This window comes from Halobium salinum (assembly GCF_026586625.1).
Classification (GTDB): domain Archaea; phylum Halobacteriota; class Halobacteria; order Halobacteriales; family Haloferacaceae; genus Halobium; species Halobium salinum.
In genome coordinates this window covers 219080-243438 of the sequence record NZ_JAODIW010000004.1, presented here as the reverse complement: position 1 = coordinate 243438, position 24359 = coordinate 219080, and the positions used below count along the sequence as shown (strand labels likewise).

The window sequence follows — 24359 nt, the reverse complement described above, 5'->3', positions numbered from 1 at the left end:
AGGACTCCCCCGGGCAATAGCTTCCGGCCCCGGCAGGGACCGACCGACGGGGTCGGGTGGCCACCGCCGAACGGCGGACGCTTTATCCCATCGTGGCTCGGAGTTCGTGGGGATGACCGGGAGCGAGGCGGCCGACGCCGGAGCCGGAAACGACGCCAGGAGTGGGCGCGACGCCGGGGCCGGACGTGACGCCGAAACCGGAAACGACGACGAGACCGGAGGCGACGTCGGGGTCGCGAGCGGTCGTGACGCGGCGGCCGAGCTCGCGGAGCCTGTCGAGACCGCCGACACCGCCGACACCGCCGACACCGCCGACTCCGCGGAGGCCGTCGAGGTCGACGAACCGTCGGTCGAGCCGACCGAGGCGGTCGCCGCCAGCGAGGCGTTCGCCAGCCTCGGCAACGAGACGCGCCTGCGGGTCGTCCGAGCCGTCGTCGACGCCGACGAGCCGCCGACGTTCACCGACCTGTTCGAGGCCACCGAGGAGGAGACGACGGCGGGGTTCGCCTACCACCTCCGCCGGCTCGTCGGCCACTACCTGGAGAAAGAGGAGTCGACCGAGACCTACCGGCCGACCTACGCCGGGCGACAGGTCGCTCGCGCGCTCCGGGCCGGAACCTACACCGAGCGCGTCGACAGCGAGCCGACCGCCGTCGACGGCGACTGTCCGGTCTGTGGCGGGTCGGCGCTCGAAGCCCGGGCCGCCGACAACCGCATCGCCGTCGCCTGTACCGCCTGCGACACCGCGCTCCTCTCGCTTCCGTTCCCGCCGAGCGGTGCCCGCGGTCGCTCCCCCGAGGAACTGCTCGACGCCTTCGACGCGCACCACCGGGGCCGCCTCGCACTGGTCGCCGAAGGGGTCTGCCCCGACTGCGCCGGCCGCGCGGCCGGCCGCATCGAGCGGGCAGACCCGGCACGTGTCCCCGACCGCGAGACCGACCCCGAGGGAACGACGACAGGAGCCGCCGCGGGGACCGACTCCGTCCGGCCCGTGCTCGTCGCCGACTGTGCGGACTGTGACTTCGCCGTCCGCGCGCCGGTGACGCTGGGAGTCGTCGAACACCCGGCCGTCGTCGCGTTCTACTACGACCACGGTGAGGACCCGCGGGACCGTCCGGTGTGGAACCTCGGCTCGGAGTGGCGCGAACGCGTGTTGTCGACCGACCCGTGGTGCGTGCAGGTGACGACGCGCCTCGACGGTGAACTCCTTCGACTGCTCGTCGGCGACGGCCCGACTGTCGTCGACGCCGAACGGCGACCGGCGGACGACGGAACGTGACGAGACTGGACGACGACTCGCCGCCCGCGTCGGACCGACGCGGTCGCGGCCGTGGTTGCAGTCGCGGTCGGGAGCACGAGATCTCGTCGACCCGACGGCTTAGCTCGGTTCGACGGTCAGCGTCGGTCCGGCGGTTCGCGTCGGTCCGGCGGGACGGATTCGGTTCGGCTCAACTCGCGACGTCCGTTCCCCTCCCGAACCCGGTCGGGTCGTCGACCGTCCGTACGTCGACCCCGTCGCGGCTGACCTCGCCGACAACGAGCCCGTTCCCGCTCGCGAGGTCACGCTCGCTCGCGACGGCGACGGCGGTGGCGGCTACCTCCCGCGCCGCTTCGGCGGACAACCCCGGTTCGTACTCGGCCTCCAGGAGGCCGTAGACATACGGCGTCCCGCTTCCGCCGGCCGCGTACTCGCCTTCGAGGAGGCTCCCACCGACATCCACGTCGTAGAGGTGCGGTCCGTCGGCGTCGACGCCTGCGAGGAGCGGCGCGGTCTGGAACGACTCGCGCCGGAGGAGGTTCGAGAGGGCGGTCGCGAGCGCGCCGGTCGACATCCGCTCGCCGCGGCGAAGTTCGTACAGCCGGACCTGCGACTCGAGTCGGGCGGTGAGTGCCTGTGCACCCGCCATCGACCCGGAGAACGCCATCGCGGCGCGGTCGGCCACCGACACCACCTTCCGTACGTCCTTCGAGGAGACCATCCCCCCGAGGCTGGCCCGGCGGTCGCTCGCGAGCACCACCCGGTCCTCGGCGACGACTCCTACGAGCGTCGTCCCGGTCTTCACGCCCTCGACGCCCGCGTCGCCATCAGTCGTGTTCGACAACTGTCTGTACTGATTCGTCGGATTCTCGGCTCCCATGGTCTACTCTCGGGCGGTCGCGCGCAAATATGTTCGCTAAAATATATTTTAGTCGCGCTTCGGTGACGGCTCGGACGCGTCCGCGGTTCGGGCCGTCGGCTCCGGTTCCCCCTCGTCCGCTCGGTCCCCGTATCCGCCCTCGCTCTCGGTCTCGACCGCCGAATCGGCCACGGCTTCGAGGTCCTCTCGGGGCCCTTTGACCGTCAGGACGGGACAGTCGGCCAGCCGCACCACGTCCTCGGTGACGCTTCCGAGGAGGAACCGCCGGATGCCCCGGCGGCCACGGGTCTCCATGACGACGAGGTCGACGCCGCTCTCCTCGACGTAGTCGACGATTTCGCGCTCCGGAGACCCCTTCAGCACGACCGTCTCCACGGGGACGTCGGCCTCCCGGAATCGGTCTGCGACCCGGTCGACGCGGTGCTCGCCCTCCTCGAGCGCCTGTTCGACGAACTCGGCCGGGAGCCCGCCCGCGCTGAAGTAGCCGCCGAGTTCGTCGAGGTCGACCACGTGGACGACGTGGACCGTCGCCCCGCACGTCCGCGCCAGTTCGATGGTCTCCTCGACGGCCGCCGTCGCATCCCCGACGCCGTCGGTCGGGAAGAGAATCGTCTCGTACATGGCGATGAGAAGTACGCACCGCGTCAGCATAACCCATGGGCAGGGGAGCCGTTCGTCAGGGGAGGACCAGCGACTCGCGCCGCCCGTCCAGCACGCCGAAGCGCTCACCGCGGCGCGTCTCCAGCCAGTACAGCAGGCGCTCGGCCCAGCGGAGTTTTCGCGCCTTCGCGGGCGTCACGTCCGGGTCGTCGAACGCCCAGCCGACGAACAGGAGCTCCTCGGCACCGAAGGCGTCGGCGAGGAAGGCCGCTCGGTCGCCGTCGGTGAACCCGCCGTAGTTGCGGACGCCGCCGACTGGGGCCGCCTGGGTCGTCGGGAGGGTCCAGTCGGAGTCGAACTGCGGGACCCACTCCCGGACGGCGGGGACGTTGTCGCCGTGTGCGTGGGCGGCGACGGGGACCCCCTCGCGGGTCAACTCGCGGGCCGTCCCCGGGTTCTTGTCGAGGTCGGTCACCATGCAGTCGACCCCGATGCCGGCGTCGAGACAGACGTCGGCGGCGGTCGAAGCGGCGAACACGAGGTCGGCGGCGGCGACCCGTTCGACCTCGTCTACCAGCCCCGGCGCCGCGCCGACGACCGCGACCGTCGCGCCGTCGACCGTGTCGAACGCGCCGGTCGCCTCCGGGTCGAGCGCGCCGGGGTTCGCGTCGCTCCCGCCGCTGCGGGTCAGGTCGGCGAGAATGTCACGCGCCCGCTCGTCGCCGGCTCGGTCGTAGCCGAAGTCGGCGAGCAGTCGCTCGTAGACGGGCTCCCAGTCGACGAAGTTCACGGCCGGACCTCCTCGACGTTCATGGTCGGCGCTCCTCGCGGGCCCGGGTCGCGGGCCGGCGTCGGCGAGGGACGGACTCGGCAGTAGCGGGCGTGACTCTGCCTCGAAAGATGGGACCGTATGGGCCGGAGTGGCACCAAGTACCCCTACCCGTGTGCCCGTCCGGCTTCCACGTGACGGGTTTCCTCTCGATTGGCATAAGTTTTCTCCTCGTAGAGTGTCCGTCCCGTTTATAACTGCGATTCGAAATACCGCCCCAGCGCCCGGCCGAGCGGCGTGGTATCGTCCGTCGCGCTCCGCACCGAATCGAGGGCGTCGAGGGTGCCGGCGACGACCGCGCGCCCACCCGTACCGGCGACGGCGGTCGCTCCCGTTCCCGCACACGCGTCGTCGAGCACAGCCATCTCGTCCCCTCCGAGGGGGCCGAGTTCGAGCACGCGCGCGACACAGCCGTTTGCGGCCGCGGGGTCGACCGACTCGCCACCGACTCGTTCGAGGTGCCGGGCGGCCTCGCGCGGGGTCGTCACGTCCAGCTCCTCCACGCCGACCGGTTCGGACCGCTCCCGGTGTCGCGGGCGGCGGAACTCGCTCCCGATCAGTGCGGCGTCGCGCGTCTCGGCCACGTCGTGGGTCCGGACGACGTGGGCGCCGCGTTCGACGGCCATCGAGGTGGCGGCGAGACTCACGGGGAGTGCACCCTCCGTGTCGCGACCGGCAACCGCTTTCAGGAAGTTCTTCCGGTTGATGGAGACGAGAATCGGACGCCCGAGTCCCCGGAACTCCCGGAGGCGGTGGAACGTCTCTCTATCGTGGTCGAGCGTCTTGGCCTCGCTCCAGCCGCCGAAGGCGGGGTCGACGATGGTCTTCTCGGTCAAGCCGCCGCGCTGCAGCGCCTCGTAGATGTCGTCGACCTCCTCGACGGCGCCGGGTCGTTCGAGGTCCGGGGGGCTCGCCATCTTCACGACGGCGGCGTCGCGCTCCGCACAGACGCGGGGCATCTCCGGGTCGGCGAACCCACAGACGTCGTTCACCATGTCGAAGCCGGCGTCGAGGGCGGCGGCGGCGACCTCCGAGTATCTGGTCTCGATGGACCAGACGGCGTCGCCGGACGTGGACGCCATCGTCTCCACCGCAGTTTCCAGTCGTTCGAGTTCGGCCTCCGCGGGGAGCACGTCGAAGCGCTTGTTCGCCGTCTCCAGCCCCACGTCGACGATGTCGGCCCCCTCGTCGATGAGGTCGCGGTCGACGTACTCGGCGGCCTCGTCGGCGTCGTCGAAGACGCTCGGCTTGTATGGCGACTCGTCGGAGACGTTCAGCACGCCCATGACCCGCGGCGGGTAGTCGTCGCCGATGCCCAACCCGGCCGCGTCCACGTTTCGCATGTTCGGGGGGTAGGATTCGGCGCACATATGCCGTCCGGTGTCGGCGTTCCGTGTGGACCGTATCCGGAGCGTAACTCGCGTGTACTGTGGGACACCGGTGCATTACTTTATCAACGCCCCGTCAGGTTTCCGCATGGACTGGTCGACCGACAGGGGGCTGACGCTCCGCATGGCCGGTACGTTCGCCCTCCTCCTCGCCTTCGGCGTCGTCCTCTCCGCGCTGGTCGGGGTCTCCGTCGTCGCGGTGGGGTTCGGCGTGTCGCTGTTGCTCGCGGCCGGCCTCCCGGTGTGGATCTACGCCGGGACCGCCGGTCTCGCCGTACTGCTCGCCCTCCCGCTGCTCGCCGGGCCGCTCTCGCGAACGTCGTTCGTCGGCGCGCGTCGGGAGGTAGACCCGATGGTGCGGGATTGGCACCGCCTGGTCGACGCTCCCGCCTCCAACTCCGACTCCGGGAGTCGGGGGTTGATGACGTGGGTGACGGCGGCGTGCACGCTCCCCGTTCCGTTACTCGTCGTCAGTTCTGTTCTGTTTCTCTCCCTCCCCGATGGGTACCTCTCCGACGTCGTGGACGCCACCGTCGGTCGGCCCGCGCTCGTCCTCCTCGCGACCGCCGTGGTCTTCCTTACCGCGGCCGTGTTCGAACTTCGTCTCGGCCAACGAATCGTCTCCGTCTCCGGTGCGAGGGTGGTGGAGGCGTCGACCCATCCGCGGCTCCACCGTACTACGACGGCGGTCGCGAAGGCGTACGACCTCCCAGTTCCACGGCTGGCTGTCGTCGACACCGAGACACCCGAGGCGTTCGTCGTCGGATTCACTCCCTCGCGGACGACGTTGGCCGTCTCGACGAGCCTGCTGGAACGGCTCTCGGACGACGAACTCCGGGCCGTCGCCGCACACGAGTTGGCTCACGTCCGCAACCGTGACGCGGCGGTGATGACGGCCGCGGCGGGACCGCTCGCGGTCGCGGATTTCTTCTACGAGAGCGCGACGACGGTCGTCGAACTCGGGGAGCGGGGACGGCTCCCGCCGCGGGCGTTCGCCGTCGCCGCGTACCTCGCCGTCCCCTTCGTCTTCGGCCTCGGCTGGCTGTTCCGTGGCCTCGGCGGTGCGCTCGTCGCCTCCTTCTCGCGGACCCGCGAACTCGCCGCCGACCGTGCGGCCGTCGCCGTAACCGGGGACGGCTCCGCCCTCGCGTCGGCGCTCGTCTCCATCAACGACGCCCTGCGGGACCGTCCCGCCGAGGACCTCCGAGCGAGCGAGAGCCTCTCGGCGATGACCATCATCTCGCCCTCCTCGGTGTCGGACGGCCCCATCGAACTCGGCGCCGAAGGCGAGGACGAGGCGTACATGCTGTACTACGAGGAGTTACTCCGGGAACGGCTGTTCGGGACGCATCCGCCGGTCCGCGAACGGGTCGAGCGACTGCGCTCGCTCACGGGCGGTCTGGGACGTCACTGACCGGCCCTCGGAGCGTCGGTACTCCGACCGACATTCATCATGAATTCGTTATACGTACCAGTTCCGAAACACGTTTAGTCGACGGTCGAGTCGGGCGGCCCGTGTACACCGGTGTCGTAACCGAGCACGGTACGGTGGTATCGAACGAGTCCGCAGGCGAGGGACGTCGACTCACCGTCGGGACGGGGCTCGAAACCCCGCCCGACCCCGGCGACAGCGTCGCCGTCGACGGCGTGAGCCTCACTGTCTCGGCCGTCGATTGCAACCGGTTCGCGGTCGCGCTGATTCCCGAGACCGTCGACCGGACGACGCTCGGCGACCGCCGCGCCGGCGACCGCGTCAACCTGGAGACGGACGTGCTGGCGAAGTACGCGCCACGGGTCCGGACGGCGAACTGAGCTCTCGTCCGTCGTCCGACCGGTCGACCGCCACGGTAACACGCCCTTTTTACCGACCGACCGGCTACCCCGAGCTATGGCGAAGGTCAGCATCGGGCTCCGCGGGTGGCGGTTCGAGGAGTCCGAGGTGTTCACCGAGGACGGGGAGTTCAGACCGCTGGAGGAGATTCCCGAGGACACGCGCAACCGGCTCGTCCGGCTGGCGGGCATCGTCGAGGACCCCTGTGACGCCTGCTACCTGATTCACGGCGAGGAGGACATCCGACAGTGCAATCCGGCGGCCATCGTCTACGGCGAACCCGGCGACGAACTGCTCCTCTGTACCGAGCACGAGGCGGATTTCCTCTACTGGTTCCGCGAGGACGACGGCGACGACCTCGCCGGCGAGGAACTCTTTCGTGACTCCTTCCACGAGTGGTTCGCCGCCGGCAACCGGGCGCCGGAGGGGTACGCCGGACTGGAACACGTCGACACCGACCCCGACGCCCTGCCGGAGCCGCCGGACCCCGCCGAGGTCCAGCGCCGACTGGAGGAGGGGCTCGACCTCGACCGCGTGACCGTGACGCGCGCGGAACCGGGCGAGGGGGAGCTACTCGACGACGACTTCGACGAGGAGGACGCGGGACTCGACCTCGACACCGACTACCCGACGAAATGAGCGAGAGCACAGACGGCGCCGACGCCGTAGAGAGCGGCCCCCGCTCCGAGAAACCCGTCGTCGTCGTCGTCGAACCCGAGACGAAGGGGAACGTCGGCACCATCGCCCGGGCGATGAAGAACTTCGGACTCTCCGACCTGAAGCTGGTGAACCCGCCCGACCTCCACCCCGACGACGAGGCCTACGGGTTCGCCGGCCACGCCCGCGAGGACGTGCTTCCGAACGCCGAGACCGTCACCTTCGACGAGGTCGTCGAGACCTACCACACGGTCGGGACGACGGCCATCACCGCCGAGGACTCCCGGAGCCACGTCCGGTGGCCCTACAAGACGCCCGAGGAGGTCGAAGAGAGCCTCCGCACCGTCGACACTCGGACCGCGCTCGTGTTCGGCCGGGAGGGTCGCGGGCTCAACAACGAGGAACTCGCCCGCCTCGACGAGGTGTGTTCCATCCCCGCCAGCGAGGAGTACCCCGTACTCAACCTCGGACAGGCCGCGACGGTGCTCATGTACGAACTTCGGGACCTGACGGTCGAGAAGACCCAGCTTCCGGACGTGGAACGTCACCGCGCCGACGAGGCCGACGTCGAACGCCTCCACGACGTCTTCGAGGGATTCGTCGCGCTCGCGGAACACCGCGACCACAAGCGCCCGAAGACCCGGCGGATGCTCCGGCGGGTGCTCGGCCGCGCCCACCCCACGGACCGAGAAGTGTCGACGCTGACGGGGCTGTTCCGCAAGGCGACTGCGCAGTTGGAGGACCGCGAGAAACTCCTCGAGCGCCAGGACGCCGACGAAGGGTACTGAGTCGCGAAAAGTTGAGCGCGGACTGAGTCCTACTCCTCGGTCGCCTTCCGCCGAGCGTACATCACGACCGAGGTCATCTCCAGTGCGACCTCCGTCTCGCCGTCCGCACTCTCCCGGAGCGTCTCCGTCTTCGTCCGGACCGTTCCCCGGTCCGGGCGGTCGGCCTCCTTCTCCAGGACCTCGCTGCGGACCGAAAGCGTGTCCCCGGGTTGGACGGGTCGGCGCCAGCGCAGGCGGTCGAGCCCCTTCGCGCCGAGGGACATCGCCTCCGAGAAGTGGTGGTCGACGAGCATCCGCATCGTCATCGCCGTCGTGTGCCACCCGCTGGCGATGAGCCCGTCGTACATCGTCTCCTCGCGCGCCCGTTCGGCGTCGAGGTGGAAGAACTGGGGGTCGTATTTGCTCGCGAACTCGACGATCTCCCGCTCCGTGACCTCGTAGGCGCCGAACTCCTCCACGTCGCCGACGGTCAGGTCCTCGTAGAATATCGCCATCGGCCGGACCGACGACCGCGGCGACCAAGTAGGTTCTCTCGCGCGGGTCGCGCTTCGGTCTCGCCCCATCCACGTCTCGGCTTACTCGGCGGAGGTAGAGCTATGACCTCCGTTCACCTAGGGTCGGTCGATGTCGGATGACTCCCGGTCCGCGCCGGGTGACGATGTGCGGTCCGTCGGAGGGGCAGGGCGGGACGCGAAGACGGGACGCGACGCCGAGTGCGGGAGCGACCGGCTCCCCTGGGTCCGCGCCAGCGCGACGACGCTGTACCTCCGAACGACGGCCGTCGAGCGCCGCGGCGCGGCGACCGCCTCGGCGGCGTGGGACCGCTGGCACGACCTCGCCGTGCGACTGCTCCTGCTCGCGCAGGTCGTCGCCCTCGGCGGGACCGGCTTGCTGGCGTGGCGCGCGGTCGGCCTTCGCGGGCGGTCGACACCGGCGCTCGCGGACCTGATTGCTCCCGAGACGCTGGCCGGCCTCCCGCTGGTCGCCGTCGCGCCGTTCGTCGTCGCCGCACTGCTCGTCGCGACCGTCGTCCACGAGGGCGGTCACGCGCTGGCCTGTCACCGCGGCGGCGTCCGGGTTCGCGAGGCGGGCGTCGCACTCTTCCTCGGGGTCCTGCCGCTCGCGGCTTACGTGCTCCCGGACGGCCTCGCCGAGGCCTCGGACCGGGTCCGACTGCGCGTCCTCGCGGCGGGCGTCGCCAACAACTTCGCCGTGGCGCTCGCCGCCGGCCTCGTTCTGCTGTCCCCCCTGACGGCCGCGCCGACCGAGGTGTACCACACGTACTTCGGGTGGACGCTCGCTGAGATTCCCGAGTCGGTCACGGTGGTCGCCGTCGCCGACCTCGACGCGCTCACGAACCTGGCGTTCTGGACCGCGCTCCTCAACGCCAAACTGGGCCTGCTCAACGCGCTCCCGCTCGCCGGGTTGGACGGCGGCCGGGCGCTCTCGATTCTGCTCGGGCGGGCCGAGGCGCGACTCGGGTTGCCGGTGTACACGCGACTCAACGGCGCGCTCGTCTCGCTGGTCGGGGCGGTGTCGCTGTGGCTGCTGCTGTTGACGGTCGTCGGACCGTTTCTCCCCTGACCGCCCGGGGAGAGCGCGGAGGCGGCTTACGTGCGCTTTCCGATCTCCGCGCGGAGCGCCTCGGAGACGACCTCGCCGTCGGCCTTCCCTCGAAGCGCGCCCATCGCCTCGCCCATCAGTGCGGAGAACGCGCCCATCCCCTGCTCCTCGACCTGTTCCGAGTTCCGGTCGACGACTTCGGCGACGGCCTCCCTGACCTCGTCCTCGTCGACCCCGGAGAGGCCCGCCTCCTCGACGGCCTCCTCGGGCGTCAGTTCCGGACTCTCGGCGAGGGTGGCGAACACGTCGTTGACGCCCTCTTTCGCGAGGTCGCCTTCCTCCACGAGGAGCAGGACGCCCAACAGGTGGTCGTCGGTGAGACGCTCGACGGGGACGTCGTCGCGGCGGAGTTCGGTGAGCGTCGATTCGAGGACGCCCGCGGCGAACGTCGCGTCCACCCCGGCGTCGACCGCCTCCTCGAACAGGGGCATCCGCCGGCCGTAGGCGACCTGCTCGGCGAGACCGGCGTCCAATCCGTGCTCCGACTGGTAGCGGTCGACCTTCTCCGTCAGGAGTTCGGGCGTCTCAATTTCGGAGGGGTCGGGTTCGACGGGCGGCACGTCGGTCTCGGGGTACATCCGCGCCGCACCGGGGAGCGGACGGAGGTAGCGCGTCGTGCCCGCGTCGTCGTCGTTGGCGCCACGGGTCTCTTCGGGGACCGCCTCGATGGCGACCCGCGCGCGCTCGGCGACGGCGTCGATGGCGAGGTCCGCCGTCTCCGAGTCGGCGGCGACGATGGCGACGGCGTCGTCCTCACCGGCGCCGACGAACTCCTTCAGCGCGGCGACCTCCTCGTCGGTGACGCCGTACGCCGGCAGTTCGTCGGTGTGGAAGATGCCGCCGGCGCCGTGGCGCTTCGCGTGGTCGGAGAGCTCCGTGCCGAGTCGGCGGTCCGGCTGGAGTTCCCGGCCGACGAGCCCGTCGAAGGCGTAAAGCGGGACGGCGGCGACCTTGCCGCCGTCGACAGCGGACTTGAGGACGCCGCTCTCGGTGTCTTCGAACACCTCGGTCGCGTCCTGCACCTCGCCGACCTCGGCGTCACGGGACTGGAGTTCGTCGCGAATCTCGACGAGCGCGACCTGCCGGGCGACCTCGTTCTCGACGATGGCGTCGATCTGGTCGAGCGCCTGGACGCCCTTGATTTCGACGCGCGCGCCCTCGGCGATGGAGACGTTCACGTCCTGGCGGATGGTGCCCAGCCCGCGTTTGACCTTCCCGGTCGAGCGCAGGAACATCCCGATGGTCTCGGCGGCTTCGCGGGCCTGCTCGGGCGAGCGGATGTCCGGTTTCGTTCCGATTTCGACGAGGGGGATGCCGAGGCGGTCGAGCGAGTAGCGCACGCCGTCCCCCGTCTCCTCGACGCGCCCGGCGGACTCCTCTTCGAGCATGAGGTCCTCGATGCCGACGGCGCCCTCGCTGGTGTCGATTTCGCCGTCCTGGCCGACGAGCATGGTGCGCTGGAATCCGGAAGTGTTGGAGCCGTCGACGACGATTTTGCGCATCACGTGGACCTGGTCCATCGGTTCCAGGTCGAGCATCGCGCCGATCTGCAGCGCCACGGCCATCGCCTCCGCGTCGACCCGGCTCGGCGGCTCGTCGTCCTCCTCGACCAGGCAGGTCGAGTCGAAGGCGAGATACTCGAACTCGCGGTCGACGCGGCTCTCCTCGACGGCGGCCTCGTCGAGCTCGCCGAGTTCGCTCTTCGTCGGGTGGAGAAAGCGGGTGAACCGCCGGGTCGACTCCTCGGGCTCGCGGCGTTCGGTCGGACAGGCACAGAACAGCTTGGTCGCGGTGTCGAGCTGCTGGTGGATTTCGAGCCCCGCGACGAGGCCGAGCTCCCCGTAGTCGTACTCGCGGTCGGCGTCGCTCATTGGTGGGACGTGGGAGCGGGGGGAGTAAAAAGCCGTTCTGTCGCGGTTCGTGACCGGAGTGTGACCGGACGGGACGAGAAGTGTGATACGGGACCCGAACGAGAACTGGATGGTGCGTTCGCGGGCCGCGTGCGACGAACGACGCTCCCGGGGCGAGTCGGGGAGTCGGAGGAATTCACCGGAAACGCGGTGTGCGAGAACGACACGCACACCGGTCGAAGCCGTAGAGAAGTGGACCGAAGCGCCACGTCGGCCGGCGCCGGTCGCCGGCCGACCCGCTGACGCGAAAGAAGACGGCCGCGTGGGACAGGTCGAACGTTACTGTTCTGTCGGTCGAACGCGTCGAAGGCCCTCGCCGATGCCCTCGGCCTCACCGCACTCGGGGCAGGAATAGTGCCACCCGTCCTGTGTGGCCCGGCCCTCCGGGAACCGCGCGTCGCATTTCCGACATACCAGTTCGTCCCGTCCCTTGGCCTCCCGTCGGAGCTCTAGCCCAGGCATGTCGTGAAACTTCATCATACACCCTCTTCAAAATATCGCTTCCTGCCGGATTCGTAGGAATACGGACGGATTGACCGCCGTCTGTCGGTTTCGGCCCTCCGTAGTCAACGACCCGTGTGAGCGTGAAACAAACGTCAGACGCGCTCCCCCCCGGCGTCACGTCGGAGACGTGTCGGTGTGGGACGGGAAACCGGCGGACTCCCTCCCGAGATAGCGTCGCGCCGAAGTCGGCCGTTCCCGACGTCACGGTCGAGACGTCGGCCGTCCCACCCGCGCGCGTCGTCGCCGGTCGAGGTTCGAGCGCGGGTTTCGAGAGCCGTATCCGGGCCGTTCGCCTCGTGGCGCTCCGGGCCTACTCGCACCGACGTCGGCGAGACGAGAGCGGCTGAATCCGTACTCGCCACGGCGCGTTCGAGCCTACACTTCCGCGCCGGCGAGTCGGCCGTACCCGAGCGCACGGCCGTCGTGGCGCTTCTGGCTCACTCGCTCCCCAGAATCCCCCGATGCGTCATCGCCTCGGGGTCGAGCACTTCGTCGGCCTCCGCCTCGCTGAGGTACCCCTCCTCGACGACGACCTCGCGGACGGTCTTCCCTTCGGCGAGCGCCTGCTTCGCGACCTTCGAGGCCTTGTCGTAGCCGATGGCGGGGTTGAGCGCCGTCGCGAGCGCCATGCTCTGTTCGACCTGCGTCTCGCAGTGTTCCTCGTTCGCCTCCAGTTTCGCGACGAAGCGCTCGGCGAACACCTCGGAGGCGTTCGCCAGCAGTTCGGCGGACTGGAGGAAGTTGTGCGCCAGCACGGGTTTGTAGAGGTTGAGGTCGATCTGGCCCTCCGCGGCGCCGGCGGCGACCGCGGCGTCGTTGCCGACGACCTGCTTGTGCACCTGGTTGACGGCCTCGGCGACGACGGGGTTGATCTTCCCGGGCATGATGCTGGACCCCGGCTGGTTCTCCGGCTGTTCGAGTTCGCCCAGTCCGTTTCGGGGACCGGAGGCGAGCAGGCGCAGGTCGTTGGCGACCTTGTTCAGCGACCCCGCGATGGTCCGGAGCGCGCCGTGGGCCTCACTCATCGCGTCGTGGGCGGCCTGCGCCTCGAAGTGGTTGTCGGCCTCGCGGAACTCGACGCCGGTCTCCTCGGTGATGTACTCGGCGGCCGTCTCCGGGAACTCGGGGTGCGTGTTGAGCCCCGTGCCGACGGCCGTCCCGCCGAGGGCGAGTTCGGAGAGGTGGTCGCGGACGTAGTCCACGCGCGCGAGCCCCTTCTCGACCTGCGTCCGGTAGCCGCCGAACTCCTGGCCCAGCCGGACGGGGGTCGCGTCCTGTAGGTGTGTCCGGCCGGTCTTGACGACGCCGTCGAACGCCTCCTCCTTGGCCTCGAGCGCTTCCCGAAGCGTGTCGAGCGCGGGCAGGAGGTCCTTCTCGACGGCTTCGAGGGCGGCGACGTGCATCGCCGTCGGAATCACGTCGTTGCTCGACTGGCCGTAGTTGACGTGGTCGTTCGGGTGGACGACCCGGTCGCCGATTTCGGCCCCCGAGAGTTCGGCGGCGCGGTTGGCGATGACCTCGTTCGCGTTCATGTTCGAGGACGTGCCGGAGCCGGTCTGGAACACGTCGACGGGGAACTGGTCGTCGTGTTCGCCGGCGATGACCTCGTCGGCGGCCTCGACGATGGCGTCGGCGGTGTCGTCCTCGAGGAGGCCGAGGTCGCGGTTGGCCTGCGCGGCGGCCTTCTTCACGACGCCGAGCGCGCGGACGAAGCGCCGGCCGAACGTGATGCCGGAGATGGGGAAGTTCTCGACGGCGCGCTGGGTCTGGGCGCCCCAGTAGGCGTCCGCCGGAACCTGCATCTCGCCGAGGCTGTCCTTCTCGGTGCGGTAGTCCTCGCTCATGGCTGGGACTCTCGGGCACGGTCGTAAAAGCCACCGGTCCGTGACGGGGACGCCACCAGTCCACGACGGAGTGGGAGTTCCATCAACCGGTGAAACGACTGAAGAAATATTTCACCCAATTCCTCGTAACTTTCTCAATCTTTAAGTAACATCCGGCCCCACATCCGGAACGACTCCCGCAGAGAAAACCATGACAGACGACAACCAACGCGACGCGACGCGGCGATCGGTCCTCAAAGGTGCCTCCGCGGTCGGAACGGCCGGTCTGGTCGGCCTCGCCGGCTGTACCGGCGGTGGCGGTGGCGAGGGCGGCGACGGTGGCTCCGGCGGCAACGGTGGCTCCGGCGGCAACGGCTCCGAGGGAACCTCGGGCGGCGACAACGCGTCCGACTCGGGTGGCTCCGGCGGTGGTGGCGGCGGCTCCGGCGAACTCGAACTCGTCCACTGGTGGACGGCCGGTGGCGAGCAGGAGGCGCTCAACGCCCTCATCGAAGGGTTCGAAGAGAAGTACCCGGACGTGGCGGTCAACAACAATCCGGCGCCCGGCGGCGCGGGGAGCGCGCTCGACGCGGTCATCAAGAACCGCGTCCTCAACGAGAACCCGCCCAGTTCCTTCCAGATTTGGCCGGGTGAGGCGCTCCGTCCGTACCTCGACAGCGACGTGCTCGACGACATCGGCGACAGCGTCTGGACCTCGGAGATGCAGGACGCCTACCTGCAGGGGCCGAAGGACGCCGCGGCACCGAACGACACGTTCGTCGCCGTCCCGCTCAACATCCACCGGCTCAACAACCTCTTCTACAACACGTCCGTGATGGAGGAGGCCGGCGTCGACCCGTCGAGCATCTCCGACCCGAAGGCGCTGCTCGACGCGATGGCGACCATCGAGGAGAACACCGACGCCGCGGGGATGGCCCAGCAGACCCAGTCCCCGTGGTCGACGGTCCAGCTCTGGGAGACCGTCTTCATCGGCGAGCAGGATACGGAGACGTTCAAGAGCATGGTCGAGAGCGGCGACGCCAGCGCCAACGAGGACGCCATCAAGAGCGCGCTGACGACCGTGAAGGACTACAAGGAGTACTTCAACCAGGACGCCGGCTCCATCTCGTGGGACCAGGCGAACTCGAAGGTCATCAACGGCGAGGCCGCCATGATCCACCAGGGTGACTGGGCGGCGGGCCAGTACCGCGCACAGGACGGCTTCGAGTACGAGCAGGACTGGAACATGGTCGCCTACCCCGGCACGGAGGGCGTCTACTCCATCGTGATGGACTCGTTCGTCATGCCGTCGAACAACCCGTCCCCCGAGGCGACGAAGAAGTGGCTCCAGTACGCCGGCTCCGTCGAGGGGCAGCAGAAGTTCAACCCCATCAAGGGGTCCATCCCGCCGCGTACGGACGTGCCGACGGACCCGTTCGGCCCGTTCCTTCAGTCCCAAATCGAGGAGTTCAAGAACTCCGACACCCAGCCGCCGACCATCGCCCACGGGACGGCCGTGCCGCCGGAGGTCAAGACCAGCATCGAGGAGGCGTTCTCCGGCTTCATCGAGAACTGGAACGTCGACAGGGCGTACTCGGGTATCGCCGACGCGATCTCGGGCAACTAACAGTCTCACGCCATGAACCCCATGGACCTGGTATCGCGACTCGTCCGCTCGGCGGACGACGAGGCTCACGAGGACGCCGACGTCCGCACGGACGGCGGGACGGCCACCTCGGAGCGACAGGGGAGCGGTCGGGGCTTTCTCGCCTCGAACCGCAACCTCGTCGAGTCGCTTCCGTTCTGGCTCCCGCCCGCCCTGCTCGTCGGCCTGTTCGTCTACGGTGCGATCGGCTGGAACGTTCTCATCTCCCTGACCGACTGGGAGGGGCTCGGCAGCCCGGAGTACGGGTCGCTGGACCTCTCGATGTACGCCCAGCTTCTGGGCGACGACACGTTCATTATCGCGTTCCGCAACACGCTCGTGTTGCTCATCGCGTTCACCGTCGTGTCACTCGCCGTCGGACTCGTGGTGGCGATTCTCGTCGACCAGCGCATCCGCTTCGAGAACACGTTCCGCACCGTCTACCTCCTCCCGATGAGCCTCTCGTTCGTCGTCACGGCCATCTTCTGGTCGTGGATGTACAACTTCGAAATCGGGATGATCAACCAGCTGCTACGGCTCGCGGGGCTCGACTTCCTCACGCAGCAGTGGATTTCCGACCCGCAGTGGAAGATGGCGGCAATCATCTTCGCGCTGATGTGGCAGTTCAGCGGCTACTGCATGGTCGTCTACCTCGCCGGGCTGCGAGCCATCCCGACCGAGCAGTACGAGGCCGCCCGCACCGACGGGGCGAGTACGCTCCGGATGTACTGGCGAATCATCGTCCCCCAGCTCCGCGCGTCGACCACGTCGGCGGCGGTCGTCCTGATGGTGTTCGCCCTCAAGGCGTTCGACTTCCTCTACGTCCTGTTCGGCGACACCCCCGGCCCCTCCGTGGACATCCTCTCGGTGATGATGTTCCGCGAGGCGTTCTCGACGACCAACTGGGCGTACGGCTCCGCCATCGCCACCGTGCTGTTCCTGATGGCGCTGTCGGTAATCGGGCCGTACCTCCTCACGCAGTACCGACGAGGTGACCTCTGATGGCAACCGACGCACCCGCCGCACCTGCCGAACCGAGCGACGACCAGGCGGACCCGACCGAGACCCGCGAGTCGGACCGCGGACTGGGCGACCAACTCCGCGACGTCGGCCCGGGTCGGGTCGCGCTGTACGCGGTCCTGCTCGCCCTCGGGGCGTTCTACCTCGCGCCGCTGGAGAGCGGGCTCCTGACCGCGTTCAAGACACAGGAGGCGTTCTTCAGCACGACGCCCTTCGCGCCGCCGCCGATAGACGGGACGACCGTCGCCCCGTGGCTGTCGGCGTTCGACACCCTGAGCGGCGGACTGGTGAACAGCTTCATCCTGGTCGTCCCGGCGACGCTCATCTCAGCGCTGCTGGGGAGTCTCGCCGCGTACGGCCTGACGAACATCGACTGGCGCGGCCAGCTGGTCGTCCTCCTGCTGTTCGTCGCAGGCGTGTTCATCCCGTACCAGGCCGTCCTCGTCCCGCTCACGCGGTTCTGGACGATGGTCGGACTGAACGACCTGCTCGCGTTCTGGGAGCCGCTCGCGAGCCGCGCCGACCTCGTGGCGCTCATCATCACCCACGCGGCGTACGGCATCCCCATCTGTACGGTGCTGTTCCGGTCGTTCTACAGTACCATCGACGGGGAGATGCTGGAGGCGGCGCGCTTGGACGGCGCGAGCGCGGCCACCATCTACCGGCGCATCATCCTGCCCCTGTCGGGGCCAATCTTCGCCGTCACGCTCATCTATCAGTTCACGCAGATCTGGAACGACCTCCTGTTCGCGCTGGTGCTGCTCTCCTCGCCGGAGAACCAGGTCGTCACCATCGCGCTCAACAAGCTGAAGGGGTCGATGGTCCAGCAGTACAACCTCCAGATGGCCGGCGCGTTCATCGCGGCCCTCCCGACCCTGCTCGTCTACGTGTTGTTCGGCGAGCAGTTCGCGGAGGGGGTCGCCGGAGAAACCTGAACCCATGTCAGCACTCACCCTCGACCACGTCACCAAGCTGTTCGACGACGACGGCGACGAGATCGTCGCCGTCGACGACGTCTCGATAGACATCGCCGACGGCGAGTTCCTCGTCCTCGTCGGCCCGTCGGGCTGTGGGAAGTCCACGACCCTGCGGATGATCGCCGGGCTCGAGTCGATCTCGCGCGGCGAGATTCGACTCGGCGGCACCGTCATCAACGACAAACCCCCCGCGGACCGGGACATCGCGATGGTGTTCCAGTCCTACGCGCTGTACCCGCACATGACCGTGCGCGAGAACATGCGCTTCGGGCTGGAGGAGTCGACCGACATGGCCGACGACGACATCGAGCGCACCGTCACCGACACCGCCGAGATGCTCGGCATCTCGAGCATGCTCGGTCGGAAGCCGAAGGAGCTCTCCGGGGGCCAGCAACAGCGCGTCGCGCTGGGCCGCGCTATCGTGCGCGACCCCGAGGTGTTCCTGATGGACGAGCCACTGTCGAACCTGGACGCGAAACTGCGCGCGGAGATGCGCACGGAGCTCCAGCGCCTGCAGGAGGACCTCGACACCACGACCGTCTACGTCACCCACGACCAGACGGAGGCGATGACGATGGGCGACAAAATCGCCATCCTCAACGACGGGCGCCTCCAGCAGGTGGCGACGCCGCTCGAGGCCTACCACGAGCCCGCGAACCGCTTCGTCGCCGGCTTCATCGGGGAGCCGTCGATGAACTTCTTCGAGATGGAGGTACAGGGCGACCGCCTCGTCGGCGAGGAGTTCAGCTACCCGGTCTCCGAGTCGACGCTCGAGAACGTCGGCGACGCCGAGCGCGTCACGCTCGGGGTCCGACCCGAGGACGTGCGCCTCGTCGGCGAGAAGACCGACGAGCACGACTTCCAGACCACGGTCGACGTGGTCGAGCCGATGGGTCGCGAGAACAACGTCTACCTGGCTTTCACGGCCGACAGCGAGGCGACGTTCGTCGCGAGCGTCGACGGGATGCGGAGCGTGGAGGCGGGCCAGCCCGCCATCGCGCGCATCCCCGAGGAGGCGATTCACCTCTTCGACGGCGACACCGGCGTCACCCTGCAGAACCGGTCGCTCGAGGACTTAGAGCAGACCGAACCGCGCATCTGAGCGCGCGGTTCGACCCAACTTTCTTCGGGTGAATCAATCGAAGGCTCTGAGTCCCTCGTAACAGGCGCCGATGGGATGGTAGCCCGGCTCGACCGCGGGGCCGCCGCTCGTGTCGACGTACTCGTTCTCTCGGGTGAGCTTCGAGTACCAGTTGCCGGCGTCGTTCACCAGGTGGTCGGCCGCGTACTCCCACTGGCGGTCGTACCACTCGCGGTAGCGGTCGTCGCCCGTCGCCGCCGCGAGCGCCGCGGCCGCGCCGATACCTTCCGCGACCGGCCAGCCGTACTTGTCGTCGACGACCGGTTCCCCGTCGGCGTCGACCGTGTAGTAGAACCCGCCGTACTCTTCGTCCCAACCGGTCTCGACGGCGGCCTCGAACAGCTCTTCGGCCCGCGACAGCAGCCAGTCCGCGTCGCGGTGGCGCGCCAGACCGGGGAGGAGCTTCGCCCACTCGAGGTGGTGACCGGGCTGGTATCCCCACGGGCGGAACTGGTGGGCCGGGTCGTCCTCGTTGTACCCCATGTCGTGGCTCCACTCCGCGGTGAAGTGCTCCCAGAGCAGGCCGTCCGTCTCCGCGGCCAGGTCGACGGTGATTCCTCGCGCGACTCCGAGCGCCCGGTCGAGGTATCGGTCCCGACCGGTGGCCTCGTAGGCGGCGAGAAACGCCTCACAGCCGTGCATGTTGGCGTTCTGTCCGCGGTAGGGTTCCACGGGCTCCCAGTCGGCGTCGAGTTCGCTCCGGAGCAGGCCGTGGTCCTCCTCGACGAACCGTTCCTCGACGAGGTCGGCGACCTCGTGGAGTCGGCTCTCGACGCCGTCGACTCCGGCCTCGGTCGCCCGGGCGTAGGCGAGGAGGACGAACGCGTGGCCGTAGGGCGAGCGTCGCTCGTCCACCGGCTCGGTCCCGTCGAGCAGCCAGTGGTAGCCGCCGCGCTCCGGGTCGCGGTGGGCCGATTCGAGGAACTCGAGCCCGTGGGCGGCGGCCTCGCGCCACTCGCCGGGGCCGCCCTCGTCGGTCTCGATTCCCAGGCGGGCCGCGAGCGAGAAGTTCGCGGCGAACCGACAGGTGGCGACGAGGTGTCTCGGTCCTGAGTCGTACACTGCTCCCGTCCGTTCGTCGAACTGGGCGACGTAGCCGCCGCGCTCCGAGTCGATGCAGTCGGGGTAGTAGAAGTCCAGAATCCGGCCGATACGGCGGCGGAGAGCCCCTGAATCGTCGTGGGCGACCTTCTCGTCGTCGAGCGTCCGCTCGGTCATGGCGCGAGGATTGCCCGACGCGAAGAAAAAGGTGCGGGCTGGCGGTGACCCCGCTACGCTCGGGTTCGTGGCGAGCAGGTGGCGCGGACGGGCGACCACGTCGTTACCGGGACGGTGCGTCGCGCGACCGCCGTGTTCGCCCCGGCGCGAGCTTCGGCGCACGGGGGGCTTGCTCCCGCCATCCGATTTCGAGCCTCGCACGGCGCTCGGGCGGTCGGCCTTATCCCTCCAGCGCGTCGTACTCCTCGGGGGTGTACGTCTTCATCTCCAGGGCGTGAATGTCGGTCGTCATGTGGTCGCCGAGCGCGTCGTACACCATCTGGTGCTGTTGAACGAGGGACTTCCCCTCGAACGCCGGCGAGACGACGACGGCGGCGAAGTGGGCGTCTTCGTGGTCCTGGTCCGGATTCCGCGGGAGCGTCACGGTCGCCTCCGCGTCCTCGATTCCCTCCTCGATGAGTCGTTCGACCTCGGCGGTGTCCATGCCGTGGTCGACGGGGGCCGGGGAAAAAGACCCCGCGCTTCGGCTTTCGGGACCGACGGGAGAGTTATGTAGGCCGCGGTGACACGGGTGGTCGTGAACGACCGCGCGTCCTCCTCCGGCGTCGACACCGCCGACCTCGCCGCGACCGTCGAGACTCGCGTCCGTGCCGAACACGGCGCCCTCCTCAATGCAGTCGGCGACTGTGCCGACGCCGTCGCGACGACGTGGCCGGAGGGCGAGTCGAGCGGCGGCGCTGAGGACGACGACGAGCCGGCGCGAGCGACGACCGACCGTGACCGCGTCGTTCCACCCTTCGAGGCCCTGCTCGCGGAACACGGGCTCCTCGACGCCTGCACGGCGGTCCTCGTCGACGCAGTCGCCGCGGCCGGCGAGGAACTCTCGGCGTCGCCGGTGGCGGCGCCACCCTACGTGGTGGTTACGAGCGTCGGGCCCGTGCTTCGGGCGACGCTCCCGTTAGGGCGGCTCGTGTTGACGCTTCGCGTGTTCGACGTAGTGCGCGACGGGAGCGAGCGACCCCGGTACGTTCGACTCGACGGCGGCGAGCCCGCCGCGCTCGACGTGGCGGTCCGGTGAGTAGAGCGAACAGCCGTCCGCCGGAGCGTTCGAGTTTCGCGGCTCGCCCGCCGACTCGCCTACCGACCGGAACGGTCGTGGTTGAGGCGGACCGTCCGCTCCGTGCCGCAGTCACGGCAGTTGGCCACCCGGTGGGGCTCGCGAGCGAAGCGTGCGTTCGACCCCCGGTCGCTGTGCGAGACGAGTTCGATGCTCACGCGGTGTCGGGTGTCCCGCCCGCAGTGCTCGCAGTGTTCCACGTTCTCGTCCGCTCGCGTGCCCCGATGCGACCCTTTCGTCCTCATGGTTCGGTCGGAAACCCGACCGGTTCCCAATTATACCTTTCGGACGGAACGTGATTCTCGAATTACAGACGGTTCACGTCCAGCGGTCGAGGCCGGTCTGGACCAGCGCCTCCTCGATGCGCTCGAAGCCGCGTTCGACCTCCGCCTCGTCGACCTCCCACTCGTCGACGACGAACTCCCGCGCCTCGGCCATCCGGGGGTCGTAGTCGGTGTCGAAGTCGTACTCGTCGGTGACCGGCGGGTCGAGAAACAGCTCGCGGACGCGGTCCGCGAAGTCGATGTGGAGGTCCCGAGCGTCGAGGACGGCGAAGAGGTCGCCGTGTTCCTTCACCGCCTTCAGCGCCGTCTTCGGGCCGACCCCCTTCACCCCTTCGTTGAAGTCGGTGCCACAGAGGATGGCGATGTCGACGAGCTGCTCCCACGTCACGTCGAGCTCCTCGAGGGTAGCGTCCAAGTCCATCAGCTCCGGGTCGCCCTTGCTCGTCAGCTGTCGGAGGGTGAACGGGGCGCCGAACAGGAGCGTGTCGTAGTCCTCGCTGCCGACGTAGTCGGCGTCGCCGCGGCGGGCCATGAACGACGCCTGCGCCTCGCCCTCCGCCGGCGCCTCGACGACAGGCACGTCGAGCAGGCGGAGGAGCTCGCGGGAGGTCTCCTGAATCACCGGCGTGAGTCGCTGGGTGCGCGCTTCGAGTCGGGCGGCCTGGACGGCGTCACCGCGTTCGCGGGCCTCCGCGAGTTTCTCCTCGGCCTTCTCGCGCTGCTCGCGGCGGGCCGCCACCTCGTCGTCTTTGAGCTCGGTGACGCCGCCGTCGAAGACGAACACGGGGTCGAGGTCGTGCTCGAAGAACTTCGGCAACCCCTGGACGAGGCCGACGAGGTTCGCCACCTCCTCGCCGTCGCTCGTCGTGTACGCCTCGTCGCGGGTGAACTTCACCGTCGTCGTGAGATACCGGTAGAGCCAGTTGTGCGCGTCGACGGCGACGACGCCGGAGACCTCCTCGAAGGGGACCTCCCGGAGGGACGCCAGCGCGCGCAGGTCTGCGTTACCCATCGCCCGTCGTTGGGGCGCATCGGGTTTCAACCTCCCGAGTCCGGCCCTCGGCGATGCGGCGTGGTGTCGCCTCACTGTAGGCGTATCTCCCGGCGCCGCGTCCCTTCGATACGGGTTCGAACCTGCGTAGACGCCGCGCTGGCGGCCGTGGTGCCGGTTTTCGCCGTCGGGGTTCGGTCATCCCGCAGAAGCGGGGCGTCGCCCGTTATGCCCGCGTCGGTGGTCCGTGCCGGGAGACGAGCCGAGTCGTCGTGGTGTGAGGGGCTCGACTCACGCCTCACCCGATTCGCGGTCGGAGTCCGAATCGGCGTCCGAGTCGCGCTCGCCCCCCACGTCGACCCCGTCGACGTCGCCGTCCATCGGCGCGTCCAGCACCGGCGGCGCGTCCATCCCCTCCTTCCGGTCGAGGAAGTCGTGTTCGGCGGGGTCGAGGTCGCGCTCGCGGAACACGTCGAGTCCGCACTGGTAGGTCGGGCGGTCGCGTTCGGCCGGGTACTCGAGGACGAGTTCTGCGAGGCCCGTCTGTCGCCCGGTGTAGCCGAAGCCGGCCTTGTACAGCGCCTCGTAGGAGAAGGGGTTGTTGACGGCGATGCGGAGGCGTCGGTAGCCACGCTCCTTCGCTCGTTCCCGGACGAACAGGGCGAGACGCGTCCCGAGGCGCTCCCCTCGGCGGGTGTCGGCGACGTCGATGTACCGAATCCAGAGCACGCCGGGGTCGGTGCGGTCCTCGTTGAACGCGGCGGCGGCGAGTACGTCCTCCTCGAACACCGCGGGGTCGACGACCGCCGGCTCCTCGGCGTCGGCGCCGGCCGACCCCGAGTTCGTGCCGTCCGCGTCGGCGGCCCCCGTCCCCCCTTCGACCGTCCCGCTCCCGCTTCCCGGGTCGCGGACCACCGCCTTCCCGGTGGTCGACATGACGAACTTGCCCGCGTAGCTGAACCGTCGGTAGTCGAGGCGGAGCGTGGGTCCGTCCTCGGGCCAGCCGAGCAGGGCGAACTGCATACCCCCGTTATCGTCTCGACACTCAAGAGGGCACGGCTTCGTTTCGACGACGGCGCCGAAGGTCGTAACACTTGTACCCCGACACCCTACCGGTACGCATGTTCGGTCCCGGCGACGTCCGATTCTTCGACCGTCTCGCCCGCCTCTACGGCCTCGGGATGCCCGCCGCCGACCGCGGTCGACTGGCGGCCGGCCTCGCCCGCGCGAACCGGCCCGTCGAGCGCGTCGTCGACCTCGCGGGCGGCACCGGCCGCGCGACGACCGAAATCGACGCCCCCGAGCGGGTCGTCCTCGACGCCGCACCCGGGATGCTCCGTCGGGTAGGGGAGCGCGACGGCGACCTCGCTCCCGTCACCGGCGACGCTCGGCGACTCCCGCTCGCCGACGCCTCGGTCGACGCCGTCACCCTCGTCGACGCACTGCACCACCTCCCGAACCAGCGAGCGGTCGCCGAGGAGGTCCGTCGGGTGCTTCGACCGGGGGGCGCCTTCGTCGTCGTCGACTTCGACCCCACCCACCCGCTCGGTCGGCTGGTCGTCCTCGCCGAGTCGCTCGTGGGGTTCGATTCGATTTTCACCGGTCCCGACGACCTCGCGCGCTTTCTCTCCCGTGTAGGGTTTGCGGAGACGACGGTCGTCGACCGCGGGTTCGCGTACACCGTCGTCGGCCTGAAAGGTGACGAGGGGTAGAACGCCGCGGCGAAGCGCGCGCCGTAGGCCGATGCGCCCGGCCGTTCGCCGTCGTTCGACCGTTCGCCGTCGTTCGGTCGCGCGCTCGGTCCGCGTCGTCCTCCGACCCCGTCCGTCGTCGCTCGACCGCGTCCGCGTACCGTCGTCCGGTCGCGTCCGCACG

General features: G+C 69.3%; 25 protein-coding genes. 12 read left to right on the top strand and 13 right to left on the bottom strand.

The features are described 5' to 3' along the window. Positions 1–112 precede the first annotated feature (112 nt). Entirely contained in the window at positions 113–1279 is a 1167-nt protein-coding gene (locus N5095_RS01260) for a DUF7351 domain-containing protein (protein WP_267620187.1), read from the top strand. A gap of 169 nt (positions 1280–1448) precedes the next feature. Here the strand turns inward: N5095_RS01260 and N5095_RS01255 are convergent, their stop codons facing one another. The 4 genes from N5095_RS01255 to folP form a co-directional block, all read right to left on the bottom strand. Further along, entirely contained in the window at positions 1449–2138 is a 690-nt protein-coding gene (locus N5095_RS01255) for an Ntn hydrolase family protein (RefSeq protein ID WP_267620184.1), read from the bottom strand. A 48-nt stretch (positions 2139–2186) separates the two neighbouring features. After that, positions 2187–2759 (bottom strand): universal stress protein, encoded by a 573-nt coding sequence (locus N5095_RS01250; RefSeq protein WP_267620182.1) that lies wholly within the window; start codon positions 2757–2759, stop codon positions 2187–2189. A gap of 55 nt (positions 2760–2814) precedes the next feature. Further along, positions 2815–3528, bottom strand: a complete 714-nt coding sequence (locus N5095_RS01245; protein ID WP_267620180.1) for a 6-hydroxymethylpterin diphosphokinase MptE-like protein — start codon at positions 3526–3528, stop codon at positions 2815–2817. 230 nt (positions 3529–3758) lie between these two features. Then, the gene (gene folP / locus N5095_RS01240) at positions 3759–4910 is read right to left on the bottom strand and encodes a dihydropteroate synthase (RefSeq protein ID WP_267620178.1); all 1152 of its coding nucleotides are present in this window, start codon (positions 4908–4910) and stop codon (positions 3759–3761) included. 133 nt (positions 4911–5043) lie between these two features. Between folP and N5095_RS01235 the strand changes: the two genes are divergently transcribed. The 4 genes from N5095_RS01235 (at position 5044) to N5095_RS01220 (ending at position 8231) form a co-directional block, all read left to right on the top strand. Beyond that, positions 5044–6369: a M48 family metallopeptidase gene (locus N5095_RS01235; RefSeq protein WP_267620176.1), complete on the top strand. Its 1326-nt coding sequence runs from the start codon at positions 5044–5046 to the stop codon at positions 6367–6369. 101 nt (positions 6370–6470) lie between these two features. Further along, positions 6471–6767: a hypothetical protein gene (locus N5095_RS01230; protein ID WP_267620174.1), complete on the top strand. Its 297-nt coding sequence runs from the start codon at positions 6471–6473 to the stop codon at positions 6765–6767. Between the two features lie 76 nt (positions 6768–6843). Next, positions 6844–7425: a DUF8114 family protein gene (locus tag N5095_RS01225; protein ID WP_267620172.1), complete on the top strand. Its 582-nt coding sequence runs from the start codon at positions 6844–6846 to the stop codon at positions 7423–7425. Beyond that, positions 7422–8231 (top strand): RNA methyltransferase, encoded by an 810-nt coding sequence (locus N5095_RS01220; protein WP_267620170.1) that lies wholly within the window; start codon positions 7422–7424, stop codon positions 8229–8231. Before N5095_RS01225 ends, N5095_RS01220 begins: the two co-directional genes overlap by 4 nt. Before the next feature lie 29 nt (positions 8232–8260). Here the strand turns inward: N5095_RS01220 and N5095_RS01215 are convergent, their stop codons facing one another. Further along, positions 8261–8725, bottom strand: coding sequence for a MaoC family dehydratase (locus N5095_RS01215; protein WP_267620168.1), 465 nt, complete (start codon positions 8723–8725; stop codon positions 8261–8263). A gap of 130 nt (positions 8726–8855) precedes the next feature. Between N5095_RS01215 and N5095_RS01210 the strand changes: the two genes are divergently transcribed. Beyond that, positions 8856–9815, top strand: coding sequence for a site-2 protease family protein (locus N5095_RS01210; RefSeq protein WP_267620166.1), 960 nt, complete (start codon positions 8856–8858; stop codon positions 9813–9815). Positions 9816–9841: 26 nt separating this feature from the next. Here N5095_RS01210 and gatE read toward each other — a convergent pair whose 3' ends face one another. The 3 genes from gatE to N5095_RS01200 form a co-directional block, all read right to left on the bottom strand. Further along, the gene (gatE, locus tag N5095_RS01205) at positions 9842–11725 is read right to left on the bottom strand and encodes a Glu-tRNA(Gln) amidotransferase subunit GatE (protein WP_267620164.1); all 1884 of its coding nucleotides are present in this window, start codon (positions 11723–11725) and stop codon (positions 9842–9844) included. A gap of 318 nt (positions 11726–12043) precedes the next feature. Then, positions 12044–12226, bottom strand: coding sequence for an HVO_2901 family zinc finger protein (locus tag N5095_RS22155; protein ID WP_303651526.1), 183 nt, complete (start codon positions 12224–12226; stop codon positions 12044–12046). A gap of 479 nt (positions 12227–12705) precedes the next feature. Beyond that, a complete protein-coding gene (locus tag N5095_RS01200; RefSeq protein ID WP_267620162.1) occupies positions 12706–14112 on the bottom strand; it encodes a class II fumarate hydratase in 1407 nt (468 codons plus the stop codon). A gap of 190 nt (positions 14113–14302) precedes the next feature. Here N5095_RS01200 and N5095_RS01195 point away from each other — a divergent pair, with 190 nt between their 5' ends. From N5095_RS01195 to N5095_RS01180, 4 genes are read left to right on the top strand one after another with little or no spacing between them, the layout of a single operon-like run. Then, entirely contained in the window at positions 14303–15718 is a 1416-nt protein-coding gene (locus tag N5095_RS01195; RefSeq protein WP_267620160.1) for an ABC transporter substrate-binding protein, read from the top strand. 21 nt (positions 15719–15739) lie between these two features. Then, positions 15740–16738, top strand: a complete 999-nt coding sequence (locus N5095_RS01190) for a carbohydrate ABC transporter permease (RefSeq protein ID WP_267620157.1) — start codon at positions 15740–15742, stop codon at positions 16736–16738. After that, positions 16738–17691: a carbohydrate ABC transporter permease gene (locus tag N5095_RS01185; protein WP_267620155.1), complete on the top strand. Its 954-nt coding sequence runs from the start codon at positions 16738–16740 to the stop codon at positions 17689–17691. The genes N5095_RS01190 and N5095_RS01185 overlap by 1 nt, the downstream gene beginning before the upstream one ends. 4 nt (positions 17692–17695) lie before the next feature. Further along, a complete protein-coding gene (locus tag N5095_RS01180; RefSeq protein ID WP_267620153.1) occupies positions 17696–18835 on the top strand; it encodes an ABC transporter ATP-binding protein in 1140 nt (379 codons plus the stop codon). A gap of 33 nt (positions 18836–18868) precedes the next feature. On the opposite strand, the gene N5095_RS01175 is transcribed toward N5095_RS01180, so the two are convergent. Then, the gene (locus N5095_RS01175) at positions 18869–20092 is read right to left on the bottom strand and encodes an AGE family epimerase/isomerase (protein ID WP_267620151.1); all 1224 of its coding nucleotides are present in this window, start codon (positions 20090–20092) and stop codon (positions 18869–18871) included. A 220-nt stretch (positions 20093–20312) separates the two neighbouring features. Continuing rightward, a complete protein-coding gene (locus N5095_RS01170; RefSeq protein WP_267620149.1) occupies positions 20313–20576 on the bottom strand; it encodes a BolA family protein in 264 nt (87 codons plus the stop codon). A 93-nt stretch (positions 20577–20669) separates the two neighbouring features. Between N5095_RS01170 and N5095_RS01165 the strand changes: the two genes are divergently transcribed. Further along, positions 20670–21170 carry a DUF7988 family protein gene (locus tag N5095_RS01165; protein ID WP_267620147.1) on the top strand — a complete coding sequence of 167 codons (501 nt, stop codon included), beginning with the start codon at positions 20670–20672 and terminating at the stop codon, positions 21168–21170. Positions 21171–21229: 59 nt separating this feature from the next. On the opposite strand, the gene N5095_RS01160 is transcribed toward N5095_RS01165, so the two are convergent. The 3 genes from N5095_RS01160 to N5095_RS01150 all read right to left on the bottom strand — a co-directional run bounded on the left by N5095_RS01160 (position 21230) and on the right by N5095_RS01150 (position 23507). Then, on the bottom strand, positions 21230–21454 hold the full coding sequence (locus tag N5095_RS01160) for a DUF7835 family putative zinc beta-ribbon protein (protein WP_267620145.1): 225 nt from the start codon (positions 21452–21454) through the stop codon (positions 21230–21232). 73 nt (positions 21455–21527) lie between these two features. Next, positions 21528–22505, bottom strand: a complete 978-nt coding sequence (gene fen / locus N5095_RS01155; protein ID WP_267620143.1) for a flap endonuclease-1 — start codon at positions 22503–22505, stop codon at positions 21528–21530. Positions 22506–22775: 270 nt separating this feature from the next. Further along, on the bottom strand, positions 22776–23507 hold the full coding sequence (locus N5095_RS01150) for a GNAT family N-acetyltransferase (protein ID WP_267620141.1): 732 nt from the start codon (positions 23505–23507) through the stop codon (positions 22776–22778). Between the two features lie 98 nt (positions 23508–23605). Here N5095_RS01150 and N5095_RS01145 point away from each other — a divergent pair, with 98 nt between their 5' ends. Beyond that, positions 23606–24196, top strand: a complete 591-nt coding sequence (locus N5095_RS01145; RefSeq protein ID WP_267620139.1) for a class I SAM-dependent methyltransferase — start codon at positions 23606–23608, stop codon at positions 24194–24196. Positions 24197–24359: the final 163 nt, after the last annotated feature.